Origin of the sequence: Cohnella sp. WQ 127256 (genome assembly GCF_024519285.1) — a bacterium.
In the GTDB taxonomy this organism is placed as follows: Bacteria; Bacillota; Bacilli; order Paenibacillales; family Paenibacillaceae; genus Cohnella.
Map to the genome: position 1 here is coordinate 36,238 of NZ_JAMZCY010000013.1, position 22,439 is coordinate 58,676.

Genomic DNA, 22,439 nt, shown 5'->3' on the forward strand with positions numbered 1-22,439 from the left:
GAGGTGATAGGCAATGCGCAAATTAAACGCAGAGAAAGCCGGCAATCAGCCGTGGATCATATTGATTTTCATCTTCCTATCGCTATTGATCGTGTTTCCGCTCCTATACGTCATCTCGGTATCGATGACGAGCGACGCGGACATTGCGCGATACGGGTATAGGCTTATTCCGAAGAAAGCTTCCTTCCTCGCGTACGACTATATTTTCCAGACGCCGAAGGCTCTGCTGCAATCCTATTTGATCACGATCATCGTAACGACGGCGGGAACGATACTCGCCCTGCTGCTAACGTCATCCATCGCTTACGTCATGACGCGCAAAGATTATCGGTACAGCAGGCTGACGACGTTTTTCGTATTCTTCACCTTATTGTTCAACGCAGGTCTCGTCCCTTCGTACATCGTCGCGACGAACGTGCTGCATATCCAGGACACGCTCTGGGCTCTCATTCTTCCTTACGGCGTTAGCGCATGGTTCACGATGCTGATGAAAGGCTTCATGGACGGGCTGCCGTTCGAGATTATCGAATCCGCGAAGATTGACGGCGCTTCGGAATGGGGAATTTTTGCCCGCATCGTGCTGCCGTTGTCCAAGCCGGCTCTGGCGACCATCGGTCTCTTCTATGCTCTCGCATACTGGAACGATTGGTGGCTGGCGATGCTGTACATCCAGGATGAGAAGCTCATTCCGCTCCAGTATTACTTGCAGCGAATCATGACGAACATCGAGTTTCTTACCAAGAACATGCAAGCGGGCATCAGTGTCGACATGAGCTCGATCCCGACCGAATCCGCGCGAATGGCGATCGCGATTCTGGCCGCGGGCCCGATGCTGTTCGCCTTCCCTTTCTTCCAGAAATATTTGATCAAAGGGTTGACGGTCGGGTCTATTAAAGGCTAAAGGCAACAAAATTTTACTAGATTATCGGTCCGGTTTCGGATGATAATAAATAGACTATAGGAGGGTTATTCCATGAAAAGAAAAGGGATGAAGTTTGGAACGGTATCGCTAGCGGTCATGCTTTCCGTCGTTATGCTGCTTGGTGCATGCGGAAATGGGAACAACAACGATTCGAAGCCATCGCAAGCGGCAAGTAGTCCCGCCGCAAGCTCGGAAGCACCGGCCAGCACGGGAGCAAGCCCTGCCGCCGAACTGGAGCCTTATGAGATCACGTGGTATTTGCCTCAGAGCGTATTCCCGGACGCTAAGCTCGTTCAAGACGCCATGAGCAAGATCACGAAAGAAAAAATCAACGCTACCCTAGACATTAAACTGGTCGACTGGGGTACTTACGATCAGAAAATGCAAGCGATCGCCGCTTCCGGCGAAAAAGCGGATTTGATCTTCACGTCCAACTGGACGAACGACTACCTGTCGAACGTGAACAAAGGCGCTTTCCTCGACGTAACCGACCTGCTTCAGCAGCACGGTCCGGACATCCTGAAGCAAGTACCGCCCGCCGCATGGGATGCCGCTAAAGTGAAAGGCAAGCTATACGCCATCATCAATACGCAAGTACTGGCTAGAACGCCGGGCGTTCTGATCAACAAGGACTATCTGGATAAATACGGCTACACGCCAGATCAATTCAAGACGTTGGCGGACATGACTCCGTTCTTGGAAAAAGTAAAGCAAGGAGAGCCGGAAAAATATCCTTTCAGCTTGAAAGGCGACACGGACGTCATGGGCAACTACGGCACGACGCTCGGTTTGGAATATTTCGCTCAGAAAAATCCCGGAGTCGTCCGTATCGGAGACGAAACGAGCCAAGTCGTTAACCTGTACGAAACACCCGAATTCATCGGCTTCCTGAAGCAAATGCGCGAATGGTATGAAAAAGGCATTATCCGTAAAGACGCGGCAACGTTGAAAGACACGAACTCCGACGAATTGGCCGGTAAATACGTCACGTCTACGTTTACGGTTATTAACCCGGACTCGGCTGCTAACCAAGCCGTGAGATTCGGCAGCGGGGACGCATCGAAAGTCGCTGCGGTCGAGTTCTCCAAGCCCTATATGAGCACGGGCTCTATCATCGCGACGATGACGGCAATCTCTCGTACGTCCAAAGATCCTGAAAGAGCCATGATGTTCTACAACCTGCTCTATGCCGATCAAGAATTGTTCAACCTGATGAGCTACGGAATCGAAGGCACGCACTACACGAAAGTCGGCGACGACTTGATCAAGAAAGTCGACAACGCAGGCTACTGGGTGGATTCCGGTTGGGAATACGGCAACATGTTCAACTCCTTCCGTACGAGCGAAACGCAGCCGAAATGGTATCCTGCAGGTCCGGATAAGAACGCGGCGGCGATTCCTTCTAAGCTGCTCGGCTTCTCCTTCGACCCTAGTGACGTGAAGAGCGAGCTGGCGCAAACGGCATCCGTAGTCGACGAATTCTATGCGGGTCTCATTACAGGAGTCGCGGATCCCAATGTAACGTTACCGAAGATGAATGCCAAACTGAAGAAAGCCGGTATGGATAAGATCATCGCCGAAATGCAAACGCAGATCGATGCTTGGAAAGCTTCTAAATAACTAGATTAAGCACAATGGCCGCTGGCCTTCTGACAAGGAGGGAGTCAGCGGCCATTGTTGCGACATGGGGTGGAAAGTAATGCCGAAAATTAAAGAAGTACTCGTCTTGCACCATAGTCATCTGGATATCGGCTACACGCACGCGCAGCCGATTTTGTTGGAACTGCATAAAAGATATATCGATGAAGCGTTGCAATTGTGCGAGCTTACGGAACATTGGGAGGAACGAGACCGGTTCCGTTGGACGTGCGAATCCAGCTATCCGGTATTGTTATGGCTCGAGACGGCCAACACGGAGCAAGTCGAGCGAATGAAGCGGTACTTGAACAATGGACAGTTCAGCTTATCGGCTTCGTTCCTGCATGCGACTCCGCTGTGTACGGCGGAAGAGATGACTAGGATGCTGCAGCCGATCACCCAGCTTCGCTCCCGGTTCGGAATCGAAATGAAGACGGCGATCCACCATGACGTGAACGGCCAGCCTTGGCCTTATGGGCAATTGCTGCTCGATGCCGGAATCGACTTTTTCATTATGGGAATCAACATCCATTTCGGCGGATTTCCGCTCGCTCGGCCCGGCGCGTTTCAGTGGCAAGTGCCGGACGGTCGGAAGCTGCTCGCTTTTAACGGAGAACACTATTCCCTTTTCAGCCAGGTGTGTGACGTCAACGCGATGGATACGGGCGTCATGGCGGAGGGGCTTGCGAAATATTTGGCCAAAATCGAAGCGAATCCCGATTATCCATTCGATTTCGTCTATTTGACCGCGACGAACCTTCCGCTCTACGATAACAATCCGCCCGACCGCGAGCTTGCGGAGCTGATTCGCAAGTGGAACGCGGAAGGCCGCGAGCCATCGATATCGTTCGTTACGCCGGAGCTATTGCGGGAGCGGGTGAACGCGAAGAAAGACCTGTTGCAGGAGCACGCGGGAGATTGGACTGACTACTGGAATTTCGGTTCGGGAAGCGCGGCCAAGGAAACGAAGCTGAACCGCAGAACGAAACAAGGCATGAAAGCCGTCGACTTGCTGGATTCGTTCGAGAGAATCGACGATGTTTCGTATGATCGGATCAAGAAGCAAGCATGGGAGCAGATCATGCTGTACGACGAGCACACCTGGGGCGTGTTTCATTCGATCAGCGAGCCGAATCATACGAATACCGACATTCAATGGATGCATAAAGCGCATTACGCTTACCAGGCGAACAGCTTGACCGGCTTTCTGCTCGGCACCCAAATGGAACGTCTGGCCGGCAATCCGCTGCAATCGGAAGAGCCCGAAGGGCTGTTACTGGCGAACCCTTCTTCCGTTCCGATCGAGTATGACATTCAAATCCCGTCTAGCTTCAGGGTAACCGGACGGCATTTGGCAGCGGATCGCATGCGACATGTCTTGATGAACAACGAACGGAATCCGCTGCATACAAGCTATGGGATCGTCGAGCTGCCACCGTTCAGTTGGCGTAAAATCCCTTTTCGCGATTTGAAGCCGGCCGAACCGTCGGATTTGATTGAAGCGTTCCCGGGCCAAACCGAGATCAACGGAGAAGGACCTTGGGAACGTGAAGTCGTCGTAGAGGAAGGCCGGATCGAGACGCCTTTTCACCGTTTGCGTTTCAATCCGATAACCGGACGGATCACGAGCCTGTTCGATAAGAACAACGACTGGGAATCGCTCGATCTCTCCAGTCCGTGGAGCTTGTTTCAATATGTTCAGGAAACCGTAGATCCAACGTTCCACCCGAACGATCGCAACGCCATTTTCCCGCGGGACGTGGCGAAGGGGAACGAAGGAATCAGCGTGTGGAATCACGATTGGAAAGCGAGAAGGCAGACGTATTCGCGGCTGATCTCTTGCCGGGTTGAGCGAGGAGCGAATTGTGCTTCGCTATTCCTAAAGTGGGAGGCGCCGGGCGTCGAGGAGCTGGAGCAGCGAATCACGTTATTCGGCGACCGAGGCGATATTGAACTGAAAGCTAGTTTCCTTAAAGAAGATATTACGACCCCGGAAGGTACGTATTTCGCGTTCCCGCTGAACCTGAAGAAGTGGCGCTGCCATTATGATACGGCGGGACAATTCGCGGAAATGGATGCGCAGCAGCTACCGGGAGTATGCAGGGATTATTTGACGGTGGATAAGAGCGTCTCCGTCGCGGACGAAGAGCATGGGGTCACGCTCGTCTGCGTCGACGCGCCGCTCGTGCAGGTTGGTGACTTTCATTTCGGCAAAGAGCAGAAGCAGGTGGAACGCCGCGACAATCCGCTGTTGCTGGCGTGGCCGATGAACAACTATTGGGACACGAATTTCCGTGCTCGCCAACCGGGCTTTAACACCTTTACGTATGTGTTGTCGACGTTCCGAGAGTTCGATCCGGCAGCGACGATGGCGAAGTCCATGCAGGCCGTCACGCCGGTGATTTCGATTCCGGCGGTTGTATGCTCGCAGGAGGAAGCAGGGAGGTTCATCGAGCTGGTTGGGGACGAGGGTATTCGGATCTTCGACGTCAAACCTTCCGAGAAAGGCTCTGGAATCGTGATCCGATTGGGCAATTGCACGGATGGCGAAACGCAAGCCCGGATCGGATTCCCGGGCAGGATGATCGAAGCCGCTTGCCAGACGGACGCGCTAGAGCAATTCCGCACCGGGATCGAAGAGATGGACGGGCAATGTCTGATTGTGAAACTCGGACCGAAGCAAATGGCGCATCTACTCGTCGTATTGGCGTAAATCAAGGAGGGGAAGGACATCGCGCAGCTATTCGATATGAGCTTGGAGGAATTACGCAATTATCGGCCGCGGTTAACGAAGCCCGACGATTTCGATGCATTCTGGGAGCGAGGGCTGGAAGAGCTGGGCCGAACGCCGCTGCAGGTGTTGGAGCGAGTCCCCGTCGAGTATCCGAGCGATAGGGTGCGCGTGTTTCGAATCGCTTTCGCCGGATTTTGCGGTGCGAGGATCGAGGCGTTACTGGCTTTGCCGACCGCGGCGGAAGGAGCTTTGCCGGGGGTGGTTACCTATCACGGCTACAATTGGTCGCCCGACGGCGACATCCACGAGACGGTCAATCTGGCGCTGCATGGCTATGCCGTGCTACACATGCTTGTCCGCGGCCAGCAGGGCGGAAGCGTCGATAACGTCGTGCCTTCCCATGGGCACGTGAACGGTTGGCTCACCAAAGGCATCCTCTGTCCGGAGGAGTACTATTTCCGCGCCGTCTACTTGGATGCCGTTCGTGCCGTCGAGGTGCTGGCATCGCTGCCGGAGGCGGACTCCTCCCGGATCGGAGTCGCCGGGACGAGCCAGGGCGGTGCTATTGCGCTAGCCGTGGCAGCCTTCTCGACGATTCCGATCGTCGCATGCGCGGACTATCCCGGATTCACGAACTTCGAGCGCATACTCGACTTCGCGTTCGATACGCCGTATCAGGAGTTCGGAGAGTTTTTCCGGCGCTACTCCGATCCTAAGGTCGATGAGCAAGCGAGGCGGACGCTCGCCTACCACGATATCATGAATATCGGGACGCGAATTCGCTGCCATACTTGGATATGCATCGGCTTAGTGGACACGGTGACGCCGCCGTCCACCGTCTTCGCCGCATATAATCATCTTCAATGCCCGAAGGAAATTTCGGTCCATCGCTATCACGGGCACGAGTTTATCTCGAGCGCTCATACGAGGAAGCTGCAAATGCTGCGAGAGCACTTGAAACCATAAGACGAAGCACTCATTTCGATCGGGAATGGGTGCTTTTTTAGAAAAGGGTCGCCATTTCAAATACGTCGTCATCCACGTTGCCGAACATCAGGTCCAACGTTTGATTATGCCTGAAAATGCGGATGCAGGAAAGTAAGTAAAATTAGGGTTAGGCCTCCCATTAAACGAAGAACTTATTTCTCTGTAAACGTAAAATAGTCCCCATCTCATCAGAGATGGGGACTATTTTACGCTTACTTTCTATGAGCTTTCCTCTATGGATTGGTGCAGAGTTAAGCCCATGTTCGTTTTTTACTGCTCATTCTCGTGAACATAAAGTTCGCTTGGCTGAACCTTGTGGCGACCGTATTGGAGGATGGACGGCAGTTGTCCGATTCGTTTGGCAAGTCGGGATAACGATTGCTCGTGAAATAGAGCCAGTCCTGTATGAATAGTGTCCCGAAACGGCGTTATCCATCGCGAGTCGAGCCCTTTAGGACCAAAGTAAGCCCCCAGAAGCGAACCGGCCGTCGCGCCGAAGCTGTCCGTGTCGTTGCCTTGCATGACTTGCTTGCAGATCCCGTCTCCGACATCTTCTGCAAACCGCAGAGTGTTTATTAACGTGCCGACTTCTTGATAAACCTGGCAATGACGGGATTCGTTGTATTGACGGTGAATTTGCTCGTACGCCTCTAACCAATTGCTTGCATCTGCGACGATGTTGCGACATTCCAGGGCGGCTTCGTGGAAGCGGCTGCGTTGAGGCACGAATTGCAAGGCGGTATCGACAATCTCAAGCCTGTCCTCAAGAACCTGGGCGGCCGCAATCGCTGCAGCGATAAACATTGTCGCGTATACGCCAGTACGCCGATGCGTGAAGCTGGCACCCCTCCAAGCCAACTCCGCGGCTAGCGCCGGTCTTCCGGGACAGGCATACCCGTAGGCGTCCGCGCGAATGGCGGCGCCGCACAGCTCGGTTTCCGGTGTCAGGAAATCGGGCCATGCTTCGATGACACTGTGATCGAACGAATTTTTGTCATATTCCCAATAGCTTATACCTGATCGAAGTAGCATGACCCTTTCAGGGCCCCAGGTCGTGCTGAGTGGGATATGATTGATCCACAGGTCTCGAAGATTTCTCTTGGTGAATTCGGCTCCGAATTGTTCGAGCGCAAGCATGCCCATAAGCGTATAGTTGATGTCGTCGTCAGGCACGACATGACGAATTCGACTCAGCTCGGTTTCGTGCCAGGACCAATGTCTTCTGCCAAGGGAGCGGAGCATCGGTTCAGTGATGTAATCGTTAATCGGCCATTCTCCAACTTTGGTAAATGCATCGCGCATTTCATGGAGCGTCGGGTCTATTTCAAGAGGCTTGCCCAGGATTGAGCCGCAGACGGATGCTAGAAATGCGGTTTCAACACGCGAGGCGCTCTCCTTCAAATCGATATAACCTACAGATCCCAGGGGCCTGTCCGGGTGGCACTCCGTCTGGATTTCTTCTAGCGTGTCGGGTTCGATGTAGGGCCAATCCTTGCGCATGGGCATGTCCGACAGGCTTGAGGCAAAGGCGAGATAAGCATCATAGCTGTCGGGCAGCTGTTCCAGTTTCTCGAGATAGCCGGAAGTATTACAGCCTTGCGTGAATTTGTTGCGGAGAATGAGAGCTAGACGGTCTTTAAGAAAAGGTAGGGACGGAAACATGAAGGAATCCTCCTATAGCTGGTTTATTTCTAATTGTAGCAATTCAAGCTGCCAGAGAGCTTCCCGAAAATCACTGGATAGTTACCTATTTCCACTGAAATTGCGGCTCTCCAAGAGGGAGGCTGCGAAGACTTGTCTTTTGCGTTTAAAGGGGTATTTTGATATACGAGATCGCAACCGAACAAACTGAGAGGGGACACGACATGAAGAGGCTTCGGCTCTTTCTCTACGATTACCTGACGCTTAAGAAAAGAATCATTATTTTATTCCTCTTAAGCTCCCTTATTGTGAAGAGCTAGTAAAGCAATAAACGAAGGGTTATTCTGAAGGCGGTAGGTCCAACGTCTTAAGGGTAACCCTATTCTCTTAGTAGCATCAAGCGATGTCATTGATGTTGATGTATAATGGGATATAAAAATTGAACTGCCATAAAAAAGGAAGTGTTACACAATGAATTTAGAAATGGTGATGCAGGAGCTTGAAGCTCTTGGCAAGGAACGTACCAAGAAAATCTACGAATCCAATGGCGCACACGAACCGCTTTTTGGTGTGGCTACAGGCCAAATGAAGCCCATTTTCAAAAAAACAAAAATAAATCAACCGTTGGCTGAAGAGCTTTACGCTACAGGCAACTACGATGCCATGTACTTTGCCGGCATCATTGCAGACCCGAAAGCCATGACTGAAGCGGATTTCGAGCGTTGGATTGATGGGGCTTATTTCTATATGCTGTCCGATTTTGTGGTTGCGGTAACCTTGGCGGAAGCCGATATCGCGCAAGAAGTGGCCGACAAATGGATTGCAAGCGGAGAAGAGCTGCGAATGTCCGCGGGTTGGAGTTGTTACTGCTGGCTGTTGGGTAATCGTCCGGATAGTGAATTTTCTGAAAGTAAGTTGGCCAATCTGCTTGATACTGTGGAAAATACGATTCACGATAGTCCCGAACGAGCTAAATACGCGATGAATAGTTTTATTTACACCGTGGGGGTATCTTATCTGCCGCTCCATGATAAGGCGGTCGAGACCGCCAAAGCAGTAGGCCCAGTAGAAGTCAAACAGGATAAGAAAAAAAGCAAGTTCCTACTCGCATCCAATAATATTCAACAGGCAGTAGATAAAGAGCGACTGGGTTTCAAACGCAAGCATGTAAGGTGTTAAACGATTGTAGTGCCACAAGAAACGTAATAGGTGATTGTATAAGTAAACCAGTCGAATTTTTGACGATTTCATGTGGACAAGCCCCCAATCAACTGAGATTGGGGGCTTGTTGTTCCATTTACACTGAAGGCCTAAGCCTCCATTTTCTGAGCTGAATACAGCTTGTAATACCGACCACGCTGAGCCATAAGCTCATCGTGCGAGCCACTTTCGGCGATGCCTTTATCGGACACGTACATGATTCGGTCGCAGTTCTTTACCGTAGACAGTCGGTGCGCGATGATGAACGAGGTTCGACCCTTCAGTAATTCATTCAAGCCTTTCTGAAGCAGGCGCTCGGTCTGGGCATCGATGGACGAAGTGGCCTCGTCTAGAATGAGGATACGCGGGACGTTTCTCGATCCTATGGAAGCTTAAATCCGATGTTGTCAAAAAATGAATGAAAAAGCCCCCCCATTTTGTAACCATGGTTACAGAATGAAATAGCTAAATGTAATAAGATGTATATATCGAATAAACAATAAAGAAGGAGATTTCATAATGAACAGAAAGCTTATCTTATCCTCGTTAGGCACTTTTGTTATAGGCGTATTGGCAGGGGGAGCACTGTTGTATAACAACGATGTGTACAGTGCGGTGAAGAAAACGATCACGGGAGAGGACTTGCAAAATACGATAGGTAATATCTCGTCAGCAAATATTCAAGGAATGGATATTGAATCAGCCTTGATGGCGGTACAAGCGGAACGCTCAAAGCTACTAGAATCACAACTGAAATCGCAAATTGCTGATGTACAATCGAGAAATGAACAGGTTGCAAAATTGAATTCTGTCCTGGCGGGATTATATCAAGTAAAAGGCAGGATTGGTGCGAGTGCACCAGCTAATACAGCAATCACTAGCAAAGAACAAAGTGATCTAAGATCCTTGTATTTGGCTGCTGGATTAACGGAACTACCGAAGACGAAGAGCGAAGTAGATACGCATATTAACACTGTAAAACAATCGATTGATGCGCTTGGTAACAGTCAGCAAATGGACATGCTAAGGTTACAGTCATTGTCGAACAAACGTAACGAAGCTTTTGATACCATGACTAATTTCGTAAAGAAGATGCAGGAATCTCGTAGTTCAATTATTGGGAATATGCGCTAAACTTGATTGCTTTATTATTACTTAGGTAGTCAACAACTAAGTTGAGGTCCCCGCCAACTCGCGGTTAACGCTCATTAGTATCACGACCTTTCGGATCTAAGTATTTTCATCATATCCTACTTCCTTAACAAAAAAAGGCGACCTCTCCCCGGTTCAATACCGAGAAGAGGTCGCCTTTTTTTGTTTGTTCGAGGCCTTCTTATAACTGCTCTTACTCAGCTTTGACAAGAATCTTAACGTGATTTTTTTCTTTCAAGAGGGCTTCAAAGCCTTCTTCAACAACTTGATCAAGCTTAATTCGTTTCGTTACAAGCTTCTCAGCGGAGAAGTAGCCTTGAGCCATCAAGCTGATTACAGCAGGGAATACGTTGCGATAACCGATAATCCCTTTGATGGTGCGTTCCTTCATCACAACATTATTAGGATGAATAGGCGCTTCTTTCTCGAAAATGCTGACAATCATCAATTCCCCGCCAACTTTTGTTGAATTGAGCGCCTGTGTGAGGACAGGAGGCACACCGGTAACTTCATAAGCGACATCCGCTCCGCCGTTCGTGCGTTTATGGATTTCATCCACAACGTCGAATTGTTTAGGGTCAATGACGATTGCGCCAAGCTCAGTTGCCTTTTGCTTCCGCTCTGCGGACAATTCAACAGCATAGATCTCTGCTGCGCCGGAGGCTTTCAATGCTTCAATGACAAGCAGACCAATTGGACCGGCACCGAATACGACAGCTTTATCACCAACTTTGAGCTTGCTCTGACGGACGGCATGGAGCGCAACTGCAGAAGGTTCTACAAGTGCACCTTGCTCGTAGGAGATGCTATCTGGAATTTTGTGGACCATATTTTCTGTAGCAGCCACGTATTCAGAGAAACCACCGCCGCCACCCGCAAGACCAAGGAAGCCCATTGTGGAGCACAGGTTATAGTAGCCTGTTTTACAAGCATCACATGTACCGCAGGAATAGATGGGCTCTACAACGACACGGTCACCAACATTTACTTTGGTTACACCTTCGCCAATTTCTACGACTTGTCCGGAAAATTCATGGCCCATAACGATAGGTGCTTTTTCTCCAGTAATTCGATGCGGAGAACCTTCTGGAATGAAGATTGGACCTGCTGTGTATTCATGCAAGTCGCTGCCGCAAATGCCGCACCATTCGACTTTGATTTTCACTTTTCCTGGTTGAGCGGTTGGTTCCTCAATGTTCTCTAAACGCAAATCCTTAAGGCCATGCCATCTTAATGCTTTCATATGTGTCAGCTCCTTAGAAGTGTATGAATACGAAAAAGTCTCATTCATTTCGGAAATAGATCAATAATACGGGAAACGTTTCCGAAAACTACTATGTCACGAAATAGACAAAAAGTCAACTTTTTCGACCAGAAAATACAAGCTTCTTCAACAAGAATGACAGTCGAATTGTAAAAAACATGAGGTTTGAGTATACTAATATGGAAACGATTTCAATAAAGATAGGAAGTTCTGGCATTGGAAAATGAAAAAGTGACCATAGAAGTCGTAGCTGCACGAGCAGGTGTTGGGATCGCAACCGTATCAAGAGCGATTAATAATTCGGGTGGCATTAGCTCGAAGACGAAGGCCAAGGTGCTGGAAGCTGTCGAGGAGCTCGGGTTTATTCCTAATTCCTATGCTCAGAACCTGAAGCTTCGTCAAACCAAACAAATAGCCTTGGCTGTACCTGATATTCGTAATGCTTTTATTCCGGAAATTGCTTACTCAGTCGAACAGGTAGCGAAGCACTATGGCTATCGTGTCGTTCAAATTAATACTTTGGGGAATATTAGATCCGAGCTAGAACTGCTGCGTGATATGAAGAAGCTGCACGTGGATGGACTCATCATTTTACCACTGGCGTATCCTGAAACCCTTAAAGATTTAATTAATAAAGCCAGGCTGCCAATCTCCATCATCAACTACGGAAAAAAATTAGATACAGATATTAAGGCAGATATCGTTAGCCTTTCCACGCAAGAGGGTCAGCTAGTCATGGAGCATTTGATTAGCATTGGTAGAACGAGAATAGGCTATGCGGGTGCTCCCAAGGATATCATTGAGGAGAGATTCTATGCCTATGAGGATGCTCTTGACCAAATCGACAGATCATTAGTCTATTTTGGGGATGATTTCTCATTGCAGACGGGAGCTAAAGCAGCGGATTATTTTGTTAATCTGACTCATATGCCGGATGCCATCTATGCCGGTAATGATATGGTCGCGGTGGGGCTACTCAATCGCTTCAAAGAATTGGGTATTCGTGTACCCGAGGATATCGCTATCGTTGGGGTCGATAACAACTTATTGTGTACGATCACGACTCCGAAGATCAGCTCAGTGTCCATCATGGGAGCGGAAGTCGCGAAGGTGGCGACGGAGCTACTACTGCAGCGAATCCATGAGCAGAAAAAAGGGCTGTATGAGAGGGTGCAGTTCGAGCCAAGACTGATCGTGAGGGAATCCAGCTTAGCGCGAACTCATATTACTCAGCGTATTGAATAGCGTGAAAGAATAGTTATCAGCTCTCTATGTAGGTAAAGGGAGCTATACAACTGGAGATGACAGAAATGATGAACAAAGCGGTAATAACTTTAGTTGCAGCTGCAATAATGCTGACAGCTTGTAATCGTAATCAAGCGGATATTAGCAGTGACGCACAAAATCAGCCATCCTTACAAACAGAAGTCGTACAGGAGAGCAAACAGCCTGCGAAAGAAAGTACATTCCATGAGGAAATGTCCTCATTGCCTGAATACGACACGATTGTTCAGTATATCGATAAGAAAGAGTATACCTTCAGAACGGTAACCGATAACGAAAGCAAACGTGTTCTTCTCCTTATTGATCAAGACGGTAAAGAGCAATACAAGACAATATTTATCAAAAACACGAGTCGCCTTAAAATCATTCAAATAGATGGAGAAGGACAAGTGTTCAATGATATCCTCGATAGCAAATAGATGAAGATGTAGTGTGAAACTCAGGCTGAATTATTGGCTTGAGTTTTTTTAGTTGTGACTATAGGTGATAGGAAGCCCATTACTAAGTCGATCCTCTCACGCACTAGAGGAATGGTCGGCAAAACTAAAACTTTGGTCGTCATAATGGAAGCTAGCTTCGGAATCCGTCCGGTAAAATAGAATTAGAATGGTGGAACAGAGCATCTATTATGGTGAGTAGAGGAGATTAACACATGAGTTCACTTTGCGTATATGGATTGACTGCGGAATATCGGACAAACCTGCTTGGAACAGACGTAACCCGTCCACGAATCAGTTGGAAGCTGGAGTCGGACCGTAATGCAACGCTTCAGGAAGCTTATCAAATTCAAGTGGCCGCTGAGGCTGCGGATTTTATATTACCTTTATGGGACAGTGGGCGAGTATTGTCGGCTGAATCGTTACTGATTCCTTACGAGGGTTCGAAATTGACGCCAAAAACCCGCTATTTTTACCGGGTAAAGGCATGGGATCAATTCGGTCGCGAGTCCGATTGGAGTGAGGTTGAATGGTGGGAGACAGCGTTCTTTCAACCGCAAGAGTGGGAAGCGAAGTGGATCACGCCGGATTCTGAGACAATTGATCCGAAGGCAGAGCCGGTCTACATGCTGCGTCATGCCTTCGAGACGGGTGGCGGGGCAGTACAATCAGCACGTATATATGCGACTGCGGCAGGCGTGTACGAGCTGTATTTGAATGGGAATAAGGTCGGTGATGAGGTGCTTTCACCTGGCTGGACTAGCTATAACAAACGTCTTCAATACCAGACTTATGATGTGACATCGCTAGTTCATGAAGGTGGCAATGCGCTTGGTGCGATGGTGGCGAATGGTTGGTACAAAGGTCGGTTGGGCTGGGATAACAAATCTAACCATTACGGTGACCGGAGAGCCGTTCTGATCCAACTACACATTCGTTACAAGGACGGGACTGAACAGCTTGTTGCTACCGATACAGATTGGAAGGCGGCGCTGGGACCCATTCTGTTTTCCGAGATTTATGACGGTGAAACGTACGATGCTCTTAGTGAGTCGCAAGGCTGGAGCGAAGCGGCGTTTGACGACCATTGTTGGAGTCCAGTCACTGAGATAGACCTTCCGCTGCAAAATCTGGTGGCTCAAGAAAACGTGCCAACGCGGGTAACGGAAATATTGAAGCCTACAGCCGTTATTCATACCCCTGCTGGAGACACTATTCTCGATATGGGACAAAATATGGTAGGTAGAATCCGCATGTCCGTTACAGTTCCCGCGGGTACGTCGATCAAGCTGACACATGCCGAAGTGCTCGACAAGGACGGCAATTTCTATATGGGAAATATCCGGACAGCTAAACAGTTGGTTACTTATATTGCCAAAGGAAAAGGCACGGAAACGTACGCACCACATTTTACTTTCCAAGGATTCCGTTATGTAAAGGTGGAAGGATTTCCTGCCCAAGAAAAAGGTTTGATCTTAGATGCATTCAGCGGTGAAGTGCTTCATTCCGACATGGAACAGGCGGGTGATTTTGAATGCTCGGACCCTATGGTCAATCAGCTGCAGCGTAATATCGTTTGGGGACAGCGGGGGAACTTCCTCGATGTGCCGACGGACTGTCCGCAACGGGATGAGCGCCTTGGTTGGACGGGAGATGCGCAGGTATTTGCAGGGACCGCATTGTTCAACTATAACGGTGGATCCTTTTTCACGAAATGGCTTCGCGATTTGAAGGCTGACCAATTGGAGGATGGAAGCGTTCCGTTCGTTGTTCCCAATATTATTCAAGGTTATTCGTCTGCGGCATGGGGTGATGCTGCTACTGTGATTCCATGGGCGGTTTACACCAGTCTAGGGGACAAACGCCTTCTTGCTGAGCAATACGACAGCATGAAAGGCTGGGTGGATTACATCCGCTCCCAAGGTGAGCATGAGCACATTTGGAACACAGGCTTCCACTTCGGCGACTGGCTCGCATTGGATGCTAAGGAAGGTAGTTATATGGGGGCCACTCCTAACCCTATGGTAACGGCAGCCTATTTTGCACTATCGACCCGGATTATCCGTGATACAGCCAAAGTGTTAGGACTCACTGAAGATGCAGCTTATTATGGACAACTGGCCGAACGCATCACGGCTGCTTTCCGAGATGAATTCATTACACCGAACGGACGGGTTGCCGCTCAGACGCAGACTGCGCATATTATCGCACTTGTATTCGAATTGGTGGAGCCGAAGGATCGTGCGAGGATCGCAAGTGATTTGAATGAGATGATCGTGGACAATGGCTACCATTTGTCGACTGGTTTTGTAGGTACACCGTATCTCTGCTTTGCTTTGTCAGACAACGGCTACCACGAAACTGCGGTGAAGCTGCTGCTACAGAAGAAGTATCCTTCTTGGTTGTATTCCGTATCTAAAGGGGCTACAACCATTTGGGAGCATTGGGACGGAATAAAGCCCGATGGTTCGTTCTGGAGTGATGATATGAATTCCTTCAATCATTATGCCTATGGGGCTGTTGGGGAATGGATGTATCGCAGAATCGCCGGACTTGCGCCAGAATCTGATCAGCCAGGGTATAAGCGGATCGTGGTGGAGCCAGATTTCACGGGAGGCAAGCTGAGCTATGCCCGGGCGTCGTTCAAGTCGATGTATGGGATTGTCGAATCCGGTTGGGCATTCAAGGAGGATTTATTGGAAGTCAACGTGACGGTGCCGGCGAACACGACAGCATCCATCCTGCTTCGCGGAGCGCTAGCAGATAAGGTTCAAGTCGGAGGAGCTAATCTCGCGATAGCTGATGGTATATTGTCTTACGAGCAAGAATTAGATAACGTACGGGTGGAGATAGGCTCAGGTTGCTATAGCTTTACGTATGCGAGACCGAATTTTTCCTATCGTACCTATGATGAGGGAATGAGATTGGTGGAATTGGTGCAATGGGAGACGGCAAAGCAAATTTTGGATCGCCATGCTCCAGGATTTGCGGACAATCTTGGATTTATGAGTAACGGGCCTCTAGGTAATGCCGCGAATGGCCCGATGGGTAGCGTGATTTCGAAAGAACAGTATGAGGCGATGCTTGAAGAACTACTCTTGATCCGCGAGTAATCAGATTGTCGATGCGTTACAGGAGGGGAAACCTATGCGAGACACGAAAAAACAAATCAAAGTGCGATATGTCCGTAATGAGCAAGGACCGATGCTGGGCTACTCCGAAACCTCGGGTGTTCGAATTGTGTATGTGGATGGATTGGCTTTCAAGGAACATAACCATGACGGTAAAATAGATCCGTATGAGGATTGGAGGCTTTCGCCGGAAGAGCGGGCCAAGGACCTGGCATCACGAATGACGATCGAGCAGATCGCAGGCTTGATGCTGTACAGCAGTCATCAAGCGATTCCTGGCAACATGGGCTGGTTCCCGGCGCACTACGGCGGCAAAGATTTTGCAGCTAGTGGGGCTGCTCCAGCCGATCTGTCCGATGAACAGCTTGCTTTGGTTGCAGACGATCACATTCGTCATATTCTGATCACCCGTGTGGAGAGTCCGGAAACTGCAGCGCTCTGGAACAACAATATTCAAGCTTATGCGGAAAGCATTGGTTTAGGCATCCCCGCGAACAACAGCTCGGATCCACGCCATAGCTCAGATACGTCCAAAGAGTTCAATGCGGGAGCTGGAGGAACGATTTCTATGTGGCCGGAGAGCATGGGACTTGCAGCAACCTTCGATCCAGAAACTGCTCGGAAATTCGGGGAAATCGCAGCTTTGGAGTACCGCGCGCTTGGTCTTGCTACCGCGCTATCACCGCAGGTGGATATCGCTACGGATCCGAGATGGTTCCGTTTCGGCATGACCTTCGGGGAAGATCCTCAACTCGCGGCAGATATGGCACGGGCATATGTTGACGGCTTCCAGACCTCGGAAGGGGAAGCCGAAATCGCCGACGGCTGGGGCTATGATAGCGTAAATGCGATGGTGAAGCACTGGCCAGGCGGCGGCTCGGGTGAAGCTGGCCGCGATGCACATTTTGGCTATGGCAAATACGCTGTATACCCGGGCAATAACTTCGAAGAACATCTGATTCCTTTTACGGAAGGAGCTTTCCGTCTGTCAGGAAAGACGGGGAAGGCATCAGCCGTCATGCCTTATTACACGATATCTGTAGGTCAAGATCCGAACAACGGAGAGAATGTCGGCAACTCCTATAACTCTTATCTTATCAACGATTTGCTTCGGGAGAAGTACGGCTACGACGGAGTTGTATGCACGGACTGGGGGATTACAGCCGATGAAGGCGGGGACATTACAAAGCTGTTCCCTGGCGGACGCTGCTGGGGGGTAGAGGAAGGCTTCACTGTTGCTGAACGCCATTACAAGCTTCTCATGGCCGGAGTTGATCAATTTGGGGGCAATAATGAGGTTGGTCCTGTCCTCGAAGCTTACAATATCGGTGTCAAAGAGCATGGCGAAGTATTCATGCGACAGCGGTTCGAGCAATCGGCTGTACGTCTGCTCAATAATATGTTCCGCTTGGGATTGTTCGAGAATCCCTATGTCCATGTTGAAGATACCGTAGCTAAGGTCGGTTCCCCCGCTTTCATGGAGGCCGGTTATCAGGCGCAGCTCAAATCGATCGTGCTCCTGAAGAACGAGCAAGTGTTACCGCTAGCGAAGAAGCAAACGGTTTACATTCCTAAGAGATCACTACCTGCCGATACGGACTGGATGGGCATGCCGATCCCACCTTCTGAGCAATATCCGATCAATCTAGAAGTCGTGAAGAAATACTTCGAAGTGACCGATCAGCCAGATAAAGCAGATTTTGCACTGGTATGTATCGAAAGTCCCCGCTCGACGAAGGGCTACAGCAAGGCGGACGTGGAGGCAGGAGGCAACGGTTATGTGCCAATCAGTCTTCAATACTGTCCCTATACTGCAGAGCATGCTCGTGAAACGAGTCTGGCCGGAGATCCGCGCGATGTGTTGAATCGTTCTTATCGAGGCAAAACAGTTACCGTCTCGAACGCTTCTGATCTGGATACGGTTGTGCAAACAAAGCGTTCGATGAAAGACAAGCCGGTCGTTGTGTCCCTATTGTTATCGAACCCGGCGGTTGTGGCGGAATTTGAGCCCGTAGCTGATGTGATCGTTGCTCATTTCGGCGTTCAGGATCAGGCGATTCTCGATATTCTGGCAGGAGCCTTCGAGCCACAGGGGATGCTTCCATTCCAAATGCCGGCAAACATGAAGAGTGTGGAGGAGCAATGGGAAGATGTGCCACATGACTTGGAAGTATATGTGGATTCGAGGGGACACGCTTACGATTTTGCATATGGACTGAATTGGAACGGCGTCATTCAGGATGCTCGCACAGATAAATATAAGCGGTGCGGACATGAGAGACGTTATTAAGGTCAGAATGCCCCAAAAGGTCTAGATTTGAGCAAATAAGGGATCCTATGTCCGTACCATTGCTCACAGCAATCGTGCTCCTCATTCTCGTTTCTTAAATTTCGACTAACGACGTCATTCCTGTAAAAACGATGATTCATAGAAATGCAAAGAGGCTGCCCATAAGATTTTCTAATGGGACAGCTTCTTTACTACCTTTACCCTATGTGGACAAAGAGAAATATGAGATATAATGCTAGGACGTGCAAGATTCAAAGTGGATTCAAAGGAGGATGGGCGAGTCGTGCGCAGGATAAAACCTTATCTGAATTCGCTACGTTTCAAGTTTATTGCTACTGTTCTAGTTATTTTCGTACCACTTGTCTCCATGCTGGTTATTAATAATTTCTATTCTGTTGAAGTTGTCCGCAACCAGGTAGCGCAGTCCAACAAAAATATGCTTAGTCTATATTTAGATCAGATTGACCGTAATTTGGAGGAAGTGGACAAGTATTTATTTAACACCTTGGAGGGTGATCTGAACGTACTGGATCTGGAATTTGCAAAGTCTCGTGACGAAGACAGATACCAGATTGCTAAAATTGGCATGTTCAATACCCTGAAGGATGATATGGTGTATTACCCCATCCTCGAATCGTTTTTCGTCTTTTCAGCACTCAATAACGAGCTCATTGTGACTCGGAATAATCAGAGTAGCTTCGAAGAACGTGAAGCATCGCGCCAAGAGATGATGAAGATGCTGGAGCAAGGGATGGAGGGCAACGATTACTCCAACTGGCAAGTCTGGCAAGGTGAGCAGGATAACTATTTGTTTCATCTACTGAAGTCCGGTAATGTCTACATGGGCGCCTGGATCAACAGTAATCAATTAATGGTGCCATTGAATCTCATCGACCTTGGTGAATCTGGCGCCGCTCTCATCACGACGGACAAATCGGAGCCGATCAGCCATGAGGACCTCATTAATGACAAGGAACTCGACCTGAACTTTCCCAGCGAATCCTATGCGATGACGGGACAAGGGAAGGACACCTACCTCGTCATGGGTGAGCATTCGACGCAGGGCAATTTCAATCTGGTCGCACTCGTTCCCGAGAACACGATCCTGCAGAAACTGCCCTATCTTCAGCGGATTTCATCCATCATCACCCTTGCAGCGGTGCTATTCTTGCTGATCTTCTTCTTCATGATGAGGACTGTTTTCTTGAAGCCGGTCAAACGAATCGTCATGGCCATGCGCAAGCTTCGAGATGGGAACTGGGAATCGAGGATCGAGCAGAAGCCTACGTCAACTGAATTCGAGATCGTGAATGAGACGTTCAATCGAATGATCGAAGAAATTCATGATCTGAAAATTAACGTGTATGAGGAAAAGCTGAATCATCAGCGCGCGGAGCTGAAGCATTTGCAGCTTCAGATCAATCCTCACTTCTTCCTCAATTCACTCAATATTATATATAATCTAGCAACGGTTAAAGATTTCGCTCTCATTCAGGAAATGAGCAAATGCCTCGTTTCTTACTTTCGGTTTATGTTTCGTAGCAATTCGTATTTCATACCGCTGAGGGATGAGTTGATCCATACGGCTAATTATTTACGGATTCAGCAGCTTAGGTTCCCAGACATATTCCAATATCAGATCGACCAGCCCGAACCCTTCATGGATCAGGAGGTTCCTCCGCTTATTGTGCAAACTATGGTGGAAAATACGATTAAATATGCAGTCAACATGGACAATCCGATTCATATTTCGGTAGAAATAGATAAGGTGGAAGAAATTGGAGGAGATTCCCGTCTCCTCATTCATATTAAGGATACCGGTCCTGGATTTTCAGATGAGGTGCTGCAGTGGTTGGCGCTGGATACGGAGGATATGGCCAGCGAGAATGGAGAGCAGATAGGCATTTGGAATGCGAGAAGAAGGCTTAGACTACTATATCAGGATAGGGCGTCAATTGATTTTTATAATGAGCCTGATCATGGAGCGGTCGTAAGGATTGGGATTCCTATAGATGAAGAAGTGAGGTGAGATAGATGTTTCATGTTTTGATTGTGGATGATGAAGTTCATGCCGTGAGAGGGCTACAGGTTGGGGTGCAATGGGACCAGTTGGCTATTGACGAGGTTCATACGGCGCATAGTCTGATGCAAGCCCAAGAGGTGTTTCGTAATCAGAAGATTCACCTGATGGTGTGCGATATCGAGATGCCTCAGGGCTCGGGACTCGAATTAACGGCTTGGGTAAAGGCTAATTACCCAGAAACGGAGACGATTTTCCTGACCTGCCATTCCGATTTTTCCTTCGCCAAGCAGGCGATTCAATTAAATAGCTTCGAGTATCTGCTTAAGCCGGTAGACTATTCAGAGCTGGAAACCGTAATTGATAAAGCACTAGGCAAAATGAAGCAGCAGCAGACACTTCGTTCGTTTGAGGAAATTCACCATCACTACCGGCAGTTATGGGAATCCCACAAGCCTGTTGTAGCGGACAGGCTGTGGCAAGATCTGATTCAACTGAAGATTCCTTCGAATCCCGCGTCCATAAGCGTGCATATGAAAAGTGCCGGGTTCTCTTATCCGGAGCATGGTAGATTCCTGCCCATTTACACACGTGTTCAGCGCTGGTATAAGGATTTGTCGGAGCGGGATCAGCGGATTATGGAGTATGCCCTCCGCAATGTTCTGGAAGAAGTCATGAAAAAGGCGGACGGAGTCGCGATTATCCCTGTGTACAATGATTCACTGCTCATAGTCATTCCTGTGGATACGCCTTCGGATAAGGTCGAGCTCCGTGAGAACTGCGATTCCTTCATCCGGAATTGTAATCAGTATTTATTTTGCGATATCAGCTGTTATGTCGGTGAAACGGTAAAGCTCCATGAATTGGTCGGAATGCTACATTCATTGCAACGGCTGGAAGAGAATAATGTGACACAGATCAATCGTACATTCCTGTTGAGTGATTCGAAGAAGAGCGGGTTCCAGTTTCAACTGGCTCCGCTATCTGAATGGGCGGAATGGATGAAGCTGGGGGCCCGAGACAAATTAAGGGTGCAAGTGTCGTGCTATCTCGAATCATGGAAGGAGCTCGAGAGTAAGGTTAATGCGCAGGACGTCCATTCGTTCTTTCAGGATTTTCTGCAAATGATTTACTTCGTTCTCCAGTCCAAGGGACTCCAGGCCAATCAGGTATTTTCCCACAACCTGCTCACCGACAAGCCGGAATCCGTCCTTCGTTCTTTGACAGCCTTGCAGGAATGGGTGAAATTTATCGTAGAAGTCGCGATGAACCATATCCATTCTATCGAGGAGAATCTATCTGTTGCGGACAAAGTTAAAAGATACATTGCGGAGAAGATCGGAGAGCAAGACCTTTCCCGCGAAGATATTGCAAGCCATGTATTCTTGAATCCAGACTACTTGACGCGAATTTTCAAGAAGGAAACGGGGATGTCGCTCTCGGACTTCCTCCAACAGAGTCGAATTGATCACGCGAAGGAGCTTCTCGTCAATACGGGTCAATCGATCAGTGATATAGCGATCTCTTCCGGTTACTCGAATTTGTCCTACTTTTCGACGATTTTCAAGAAAACAACGGGACTGAATCCGCTCGATTACCGCAAGCGGTCTCAGCTCAATTAAGGAAAGAAGCCGATTCCGTATTTACGGAGTCGGCTTTCCTGCTTATACGACTTACGACTTAGAAGAGGTCGGAATTTCACAAATGAGAAGTCGTATTATTGGTAAGTGTCCTCCTCT

General features: G+C 49.0%; 14 protein-coding genes and 1 pseudogene. 12 read left to right on the forward strand and 3 right to left on the reverse strand.

The genetic code is table 11. The features are described from left to right. Positions 1-13 precede the first annotated feature (13 nt). The 4 genes from M1K58_RS27940 (at position 14) to M1K58_RS27955 (ending at position 6,260) form a co-directional block, all read left to right on the forward strand. On the forward strand, positions 14-901 hold the full coding sequence (locus M1K58_RS27940; protein WP_256762201.1) for a carbohydrate ABC transporter permease: 888 nt from the start codon (positions 14-16) through the stop codon (positions 899-901). A gap of 72 nt (positions 902-973) precedes the next feature. Continuing rightward, on the forward strand, positions 974-2,542 hold the full coding sequence (locus tag M1K58_RS27945; protein WP_256762202.1) for a DUF3502 domain-containing protein: 1,569 nt from the start codon (positions 974-976) through the stop codon (positions 2,540-2,542). A 79-nt stretch (positions 2,543-2,621) separates the two neighbouring features. After that, positions 2,622-5,273, forward strand: a complete 2,652-nt coding sequence (locus M1K58_RS27950) for a glycoside hydrolase family 38 N-terminal domain-containing protein (RefSeq protein WP_256762203.1) — start codon at positions 2,622-2,624, stop codon at positions 5,271-5,273. Between the two features lie 36 nt (positions 5,274-5,309). After that, on the forward strand, positions 5,310-6,260 hold the full coding sequence (locus M1K58_RS27955; protein ID WP_256762204.1) for an acetylxylan esterase: 951 nt from the start codon (positions 5,310-5,312) through the stop codon (positions 6,258-6,260). A 291-nt stretch (positions 6,261-6,551) separates the two neighbouring features. Here M1K58_RS27955 and M1K58_RS27960 read toward each other — a convergent pair whose 3' ends face one another. Further along, positions 6,552-7,943: an ADP-ribosylglycohydrolase family protein gene (locus tag M1K58_RS27960; protein ID WP_256762205.1), complete on the reverse strand. Its 1,392-nt coding sequence runs from the start codon at positions 7,941-7,943 to the stop codon at positions 6,552-6,554. A gap of 450 nt (positions 7,944-8,393) precedes the next feature. On the opposite strand from M1K58_RS27960, the gene M1K58_RS27965 reads away from it, so the two are divergent. After that, complete coding sequence (locus tag M1K58_RS27965; RefSeq protein ID WP_256762207.1) at positions 8,394-9,101, forward strand: DNA alkylation repair protein; 708 nt, start codon at positions 8,394-8,396, stop codon at positions 9,099-9,101. Between the two features lie 131 nt (positions 9,102-9,232). On the opposite strand, the pseudogene M1K58_RS27970 reads toward M1K58_RS27965, so the two are convergent. Further along, positions 9,233-9,490: pseudogene (locus tag M1K58_RS27970) on the reverse strand (ABC transporter ATP-binding protein); the annotation flags it as partial. Positions 9,491-9,641: 151 nt separating this feature from the next. On the opposite strand from M1K58_RS27970, the gene M1K58_RS27975 reads away from it, so the two are divergent. Next, positions 9,642-10,256, forward strand: a complete 615-nt coding sequence (locus M1K58_RS27975; protein WP_256762208.1) for a hypothetical protein — start codon at positions 9,642-9,644, stop codon at positions 10,254-10,256. Between the two features lie 211 nt (positions 10,257-10,467). Here M1K58_RS27975 and M1K58_RS27980 read toward each other — a convergent pair whose 3' ends face one another. Further along, positions 10,468-11,517 carry a 2,3-butanediol dehydrogenase gene (locus M1K58_RS27980; protein ID WP_256762209.1) on the reverse strand — a complete coding sequence of 350 codons (1,050 nt, stop codon included), beginning with the start codon at positions 11,515-11,517 and terminating at the stop codon, positions 10,468-10,470. Between the two features lie 237 nt (positions 11,518-11,754). Between M1K58_RS27980 and M1K58_RS27985 the strand changes: the two genes are divergently transcribed. From M1K58_RS27985 to M1K58_RS28010, 6 genes are all read left to right on the forward strand, one after another. After that, positions 11,755-12,783, forward strand: a complete 1,029-nt coding sequence (locus M1K58_RS27985) for a LacI family DNA-binding transcriptional regulator (RefSeq protein WP_372339221.1) — start codon at positions 11,755-11,757, stop codon at positions 12,781-12,783. A gap of 65 nt (positions 12,784-12,848) precedes the next feature. Further along, positions 12,849-13,241: a hypothetical protein gene (locus M1K58_RS27990; RefSeq protein ID WP_256762210.1), complete on the forward strand. Its 393-nt coding sequence runs from the start codon at positions 12,849-12,851 to the stop codon at positions 13,239-13,241. 233 nt (positions 13,242-13,474) lie between these two features. After that, positions 13,475-16,372, forward strand: a complete 2,898-nt coding sequence (locus tag M1K58_RS27995) for an alpha-L-rhamnosidase (RefSeq protein ID WP_256762211.1) — start codon at positions 13,475-13,477, stop codon at positions 16,370-16,372. A 34-nt stretch (positions 16,373-16,406) separates the two neighbouring features. Next, the gene (locus tag M1K58_RS28000; RefSeq protein WP_256762212.1) at positions 16,407-18,680 is read left to right on the forward strand and encodes a glycoside hydrolase family 3 protein; all 2,274 of its coding nucleotides are present in this window, start codon (positions 16,407-16,409) and stop codon (positions 18,678-18,680) included. A gap of 283 nt (positions 18,681-18,963) precedes the next feature. Next, positions 18,964-20,709 carry a sensor histidine kinase gene (locus M1K58_RS29800; protein WP_256762213.1) on the forward strand — a complete coding sequence of 582 codons (1,746 nt, stop codon included), beginning with the start codon at positions 18,964-18,966 and terminating at the stop codon, positions 20,707-20,709. 5 nt (positions 20,710-20,714) lie between these two features. After that, positions 20,715-22,322, forward strand: a complete 1,608-nt coding sequence (locus M1K58_RS28010) for a response regulator transcription factor (RefSeq protein WP_256762214.1) — start codon at positions 20,715-20,717, stop codon at positions 22,320-22,322. The last annotated feature ends 117 nt before the right edge of the window (positions 22,323-22,439 follow it).

What these genes read in the sequence shown, in the direction of transcription:
- M1K58_RS27940 (WP_256762201.1), top strand. Translation starts at nt 14, where the DNA reads ATGCGCAAATTAAACGCAGAGAAAGCCGGCAATCAGCCGTGGATCATA.
- M1K58_RS27945 (WP_256762202.1), top strand. Translation starts at nt 974, where the DNA reads ATGAAAAGAAAAGGGATGAAGTTTGGAACGGTATCGCTAGCGGTCATG.
- M1K58_RS27950 (WP_256762203.1), top strand. Translation starts at nt 2,622, where the DNA reads ATGCCGAAAATTAAAGAAGTACTCGTCTTGCACCATAGTCATCTGGAT.
- M1K58_RS27955 (WP_256762204.1), top strand. Translation starts at nt 5,310, where the DNA reads ATGAGCTTGGAGGAATTACGCAATTATCGGCCGCGGTTAACGAAGCCC.
- M1K58_RS27960 (WP_256762205.1), bottom strand. Translation starts at nt 7,943, where the DNA reads ATGTTTCCGTCCCTACCTTTTCTTAAAGACCGTCTAGCTCTCATTCTC.
- M1K58_RS27965 (WP_256762207.1), top strand. Translation starts at nt 8,394, where the DNA reads ATGAATTTAGAAATGGTGATGCAGGAGCTTGAAGCTCTTGGCAAGGAA.
- M1K58_RS27975 (WP_256762208.1), top strand. Translation starts at nt 9,642, where the DNA reads ATGAACAGAAAGCTTATCTTATCCTCGTTAGGCACTTTTGTTATAGGC.
- M1K58_RS27980 (WP_256762209.1), bottom strand. Translation starts at nt 11,517, where the DNA reads ATGAAAGCATTAAGATGGCATGGCCTTAAGGATTTGCGTTTAGAGAAC.
- M1K58_RS27990 (WP_256762210.1), top strand. Translation starts at nt 12,849, where the DNA reads ATGATGAACAAAGCGGTAATAACTTTAGTTGCAGCTGCAATAATGCTG.
- M1K58_RS27995 (WP_256762211.1), top strand. Translation starts at nt 13,475, where the DNA reads ATGAGTTCACTTTGCGTATATGGATTGACTGCGGAATATCGGACAAAC.
- M1K58_RS28000 (WP_256762212.1), top strand. Translation starts at nt 16,407, where the DNA reads ATGCGAGACACGAAAAAACAAATCAAAGTGCGATATGTCCGTAATGAG.
- M1K58_RS28010 (WP_256762214.1), top strand. Translation starts at nt 20,715, where the DNA reads ATGTTTCATGTTTTGATTGTGGATGATGAAGTTCATGCCGTGAGAGGG.